The organism is Aeromicrobium sp., from assembly GCF_036676885.1.
In the GTDB taxonomy this organism is placed as follows: Bacteria; Actinomycetota; Actinomycetes; order Propionibacteriales; family Nocardioidaceae; genus Aeromicrobium.
On sequence record NZ_JAKFCB010000369.1, the window covers coordinates 1 to 4463 of the forward strand.

General features: G+C 68.3%; 6 protein-coding genes. 5 read left to right on the forward strand and 1 reads right to left on the reverse strand.

Going from position 1 to position 4463, the window contains the following annotated elements; all coding sequences use genetic code 11:
- The 3 genes from V6M46_RS17455 to V6M46_RS17465 all read left to right on the forward strand — a co-directional run.
- Nucleotides 1-768: alpha/beta fold hydrolase (locus V6M46_RS17455; RefSeq protein ID WP_332667415.1), on the forward strand; the 768-nt coding region annotated here is incomplete at its 5' end.
- Between the two features lie 24 nt (nucleotides 769-792).
- Nucleotides 793-1590 carry a hypothetical protein gene (locus V6M46_RS17460; RefSeq protein WP_332667417.1) on the forward strand — a complete coding sequence of 266 codons (798 nt, stop codon included), beginning with the start codon at nucleotides 793-795 and terminating at the stop codon, nucleotides 1588-1590.
- 72 nt (nucleotides 1591-1662) lie between these two features.
- Nucleotides 1663-2262, forward strand: a complete 600-nt coding sequence (locus tag V6M46_RS17465) for a TetR/AcrR family transcriptional regulator (protein WP_332667419.1) — start codon at nucleotides 1663-1665, stop codon at nucleotides 2260-2262.
- A 28-nt stretch (nucleotides 2263-2290) separates the two neighbouring features.
- Here V6M46_RS17465 and V6M46_RS17470 read toward each other — a convergent pair whose 3' ends face one another.
- Nucleotides 2291-2746, reverse strand: a complete 456-nt coding sequence (locus V6M46_RS17470) for a DUF6326 family protein (RefSeq protein ID WP_332667420.1) — start codon at nucleotides 2744-2746, stop codon at nucleotides 2291-2293.
- 230 nt (nucleotides 2747-2976) lie between these two features.
- On the opposite strand from V6M46_RS17470, the gene V6M46_RS17475 reads away from it, so the two are divergent.
- A complete protein-coding gene (locus V6M46_RS17475; RefSeq protein WP_332667421.1) occupies nucleotides 2977-4122 on the forward strand; it encodes a sensor histidine kinase in 1146 nt (381 codons plus the stop codon).
- On the forward strand, nucleotides 4119-4463 hold a 345-nt coding region (locus tag V6M46_RS17480), incomplete at its 3' end, for a response regulator (RefSeq protein WP_332667423.1). The genes V6M46_RS17475 and V6M46_RS17480, both read left to right, overlap by 4 nt.

Genomic DNA, 4463 nt, shown 5'->3' on the forward strand with positions numbered 1-4463 from the left:
GAGCTGGGACCGAAGGGCGGAATTCCCGTCATCTTCTTCGTCCACCTCGCCGCGACCCTCGACAACTGGGATCCCCGCATCGTCGACCCCATCGCCAGGACCCGCCACGTCATCGCGTTCGACAACAAGGGCGTCGGCGCCTCGACCGGAAAGGTCCCCGACAGTGTCGAGGCGATGGCCGATGACGCGTACGCGTTCATCAAGGCTCTGGGCTTCGACCAGGTCGACATCTTCTCGTTCTCCCTCGGCGGCATGGTCGCCCAGGACTTGGCCGTCAAGCACCCCGCGCTGGTCCGCAAGCTGGTGCTGACCGGCACCGGGCCGCGCGGCGGGAAGGACATCGACAAGGTCGCCGGCACCACCTACTGGGACATCCTCCGGGCGACGCTGACGCGGTCGGACCCCAAGGAGTTCCTGTTCTTCAACCGCAACGCGACCGGCAAGCCCGCCGCGAAGGCGTTCGTCAAGCGTCTCGAGGAGCGCACCGAGGACCGCGACGCCAAGATCAGGACGGCAGCGTTCCAGACGCAGCTCAAGGCCATCAAGAAGTACGGCCGGTCCACCCCGTCGGACCTGTCGAGGCTCACGCAGCCGACGCTCATCGCCAACGGCGACAACGACCGCATGGTGCCGTCGGTCCTCTCCGAGGACCTGCACCGCCGCATCAAGGGGTCCGAGCTGGTCATCTACCCCGACTCCGGCCACGGCGGCATCTTCCAGTTCCACGAGGAGTTCGCTCCCGTCGCCGTCGAGTTCCTCAACCGCTGACGCTCGCCACCAGGAAAGGTCACCATGAACACCGCGTCCACCACCCCGAAAGCCAGGAAGCAGCTCTCGAGCGCGATCCTGCTGTGGGTGCGCACCGACCAACCCCGCCAAGTCGGCATGGACTACTGGAAGGGCCCGCACTCCGGGATCATCTCGGCCAACCCTGGCCTCAAGGAGTACCGGCAGATCCACCTGGCCGGGGACAACCCCGGCAGGTGGCCCGCCACCGACGGAGTCGAGACCGCGATCCCTGCCGACCGGAGGATCGACGGCATCGCGGATGTCACCCTCAAGGGTGTGCTCTCCACCCTGCAGGGGCGCAAGCAGAACGCCATGGCGTTCAAGGACGAGATCAACGTGTTCCGCCGCACCCTGCTCTACGCGGGCCCCCCGGGTTCCGCCCGTTGGTATGACGTCGCCCCGGGCGAGGCTGCCGGCTCTCGCGCCGTCCTCTACCTGCGCCGCCGCGACGGTGTGAGTGGCCGCGCGTTCCGTGCGTTCGTCAACAAGCAGCTGGCGCCTGCACTCGCCGCGACCGGGGTGCTGAAGGAGCTGCGCACGCAGACCTTCCTGCCCTGGAGCCGGAAGCTGTGGGACACCCCCGACGTCGCACACGACAACCCCAAGGACCAGCGATTCCACGCCTCGGTCATGCTCGGGTTCGCCGACGATGCATCGCGCGATGCCTTCTTCGCCGGCGACACGGTCAAGGAGCTGTCCGCGCAGCTCGCGCCGCTGGCCTCGGCGATCCATGCGTACGACGTCACCGCCGCGCTGACCTACGTCAAGGACGGCCATGCGCTCCCGCACTACGAGGAGTAGCCGGGATTCAGGGGTTCGGGCGTGGAAGGATGAACCTCCGTACCGTCAGCGCCCAGTCCCGGAGGATGCGTCATGACCCTCGCCTCCCAGCCGCTCAGCCGACGCGAGCGCAACAAGCAGGAGAAGCTCGACCGGATCATCGCGGCTGCGAGTGAGCTGTTCGCCGAGCGCGGCGTCGAAGAGGTCACGACCCAGCAGATCGCCGACCAGGCGGACATCGGCACCGGCACCTTGTTCCTCTACGCCAAGACCAAGGGCGAGCTCCTCCTGATGGTGCAGAACACCCACTACGCCGAAGCGCTCGAACGTGGCCGCTCAGCCGCCGACGGCGTTGACGACGTCCTGGATGCCGTCATGGCGATCATGGAGCCGATCGTGGAGTGCAACCGCACCCAGATCTCCAACGGCCGCACCTACCTGCGCGAGCTGGCGTTCGGCGACCCCGAGGATCCCCACCACGCCAAGGCGCTCACGATCGCGGGACAGACCGAGGAGGCCCTCGCCGATGTCCTGCGCCGGGACGCGTCACTCATCGACGATGCCCCGACCTTGGCGCACATCATCTCCGCGATCGGCCTTCTCAGCATGGCTGCGAACGCGGATCCCGCCGTGAGCAATGCGGCTGTCGCGGCCGACATACGGACCCAGGTCACCGCGCTGCTGGCTCGCTGACCTTCCGGGGATGGCGCGAGGCGGGCAGTCACGCCTGCTGCGGGCTGCGGAGTGGCTCGCTGTCGAGGCTGGCTGCGAGGGTCGCCGGTGATGCGGTGCGGCGTGGCCAGGTCCAGGCGGAGCGCAGGATGAAGGCCAGGAGCAGCACCTCGAGTCCGATGGAGAAGCCGTAGAAGTACGAGTAGCTCCACGACTCCCCTGCCGCGTTGAAGATCGAGACGGGGATGTAGAGCGTTGCCACGACGAGGTTGACGGTGCGGTTGACACGGGCGGGCAGTGTCACGGAGAGCAGGATCATGAGGCTCGGGATGGCTATGAGCGTGAGCGCAAGGGCGACGAACGTTGGGCCGGTGTCGAACTCGTGGACGATGCCGGCCCGGATGTCGTCGACGAAGCCGGGCTTGTACAGGGCGAGGTAGTCGACGTAGATGTAGAGGAACATGAAGCTGGTCCATGCGGCTGCGAGCTTGGCCTGCACGGGCATGCGCAGATCTTCCAGCGTGCTCCGGGACGGCGGATTCTCTGGTGCGGTGTGGGATTGAGGCGTTCTCATCACAATGCTCCCTGGCTTGAATGGGTGGGTGCTTCCACCTTCACGGATGCCGGCGGCGGGCACATCAGCCGCAGAGCCTGATTCGACCTGGCCGTTGGCACAGCCGAGCTCTTGTACTTTCGGCGGATACACCGAGCGCGCGGGCTGTCTAGGCTGGCCAGATGGCCACCAACGCACTCCGCTCGCTGTGGGCTGAACCTCGACCCACGAATGCCCCGGCCCGGGGGCCGCGGGACTGGGCCTTGGTCGCACTACTGATCTGCTGGTCCGTCGTGGAAGTGGTGCTTCGCTCGGACCTGGCGCCGCGCCCGTTGCTGCTCATCCCGTTGCTTGCGGTCCTCGGCTCCCTGCTGTGGCGACGCTCGCATCCGCTCGTCGCGGTTGCGGCCTCCTTCGGCACGTGGACGATCGTCGAGATCGTCAGAATCCTCACCGGGTCGCAAGGCGCCCTGCTGAACAGCATGGGCGCGGCGCTGATCCTGGCCTACGCCCTGTTCCGGTGGGGCTCCGGCCGGGAGGCCGCAAGCGGACTCGGCCTCATCCTGCTCTGGCTGCCCCTCACCACCATCGCCGACCCCACCAGCCTGGCGGACACGGTCGGCGCGTACGCGTTCTTCCTGTTCGCCGCCGCGCTCGGCGCCGCGATCCGTTATCGGGCGAAGATCCGCATCCGCGACATCGAGCAGGCCAAGGCCCTCGAACGCGAACAGCTCGCTCGCGAGCTCCACGACACCGTCGCCCACCACGTCTCGGGCATCGCCATCCAGGCCCAAGCAGGACGTGCCATCGCGGCTTCCCATCCCGAACGTGCCGTCGAGGCCCTGGCCATCATCGAGGACGCAGCGACCCGCACCCTCACCGAGCTGCGCGCCATCGTCGGCGTGCTCCGAGCCTCACAGGACACCGAGTTCGCGCCGCAGCCCGGCGTGGCCGAGGTCGAGCAGCTCGCCACCGATGGCCGGACGCGTCCCTGCGTCGAGGTGACGCTGTCCGGCGAGTTCGACGACCTCAGCCCGGCGGTCGGGGCCGCGATCTACCGCCTGGCACAGGAGTCCATCACCAACGCTCGACGGCACGCCCGTCACGCGAACCTGGTCACCGTCGCCGTCACGGGCGACGCCGACCAGGTCCGGCTGACCATCGACGACGACGGCTCCGCCGCTGGCGGCCGCGCCCCAGCAGGCTACGGCCTGGTGGGCATGCGGGAACGCGCCTCACTGCTCGGCGGCACGTTCCATGCAGGACCGGCCGCCGAGCGGGGCTGGCGGGTAGAGGCGGTCCTGCCTCGAACCGGGACGCCACGATGAGCATCAGGGTCCTCATCGCCGACGACCAGCCGATCGTGCGCACCGGGCTGACCATGCTGCTCGACGCCCAGCCCGACATCGAAGTGGTCGGCGCGGCCGCCGACGGGCGCGAGGCAGTTCGACTGGCGCTCCAGCTGCGCCCCGACGTCGGCCTGTTCGACATCCGCATGCCGCTGATGGACGGCATCGAAGCCACCCGACGCCTCGCCGGCCCCGATGTCACCGATCCCCTGCCGATCGTGGTCATCACCACCTTCGACCTCGACGAGTATGTCCACGGGGCGCTCAAGGCCGGCGCCCGCGGGTTCCTGCTCAAGGACGCCGGACCCGCCCTGCTGACC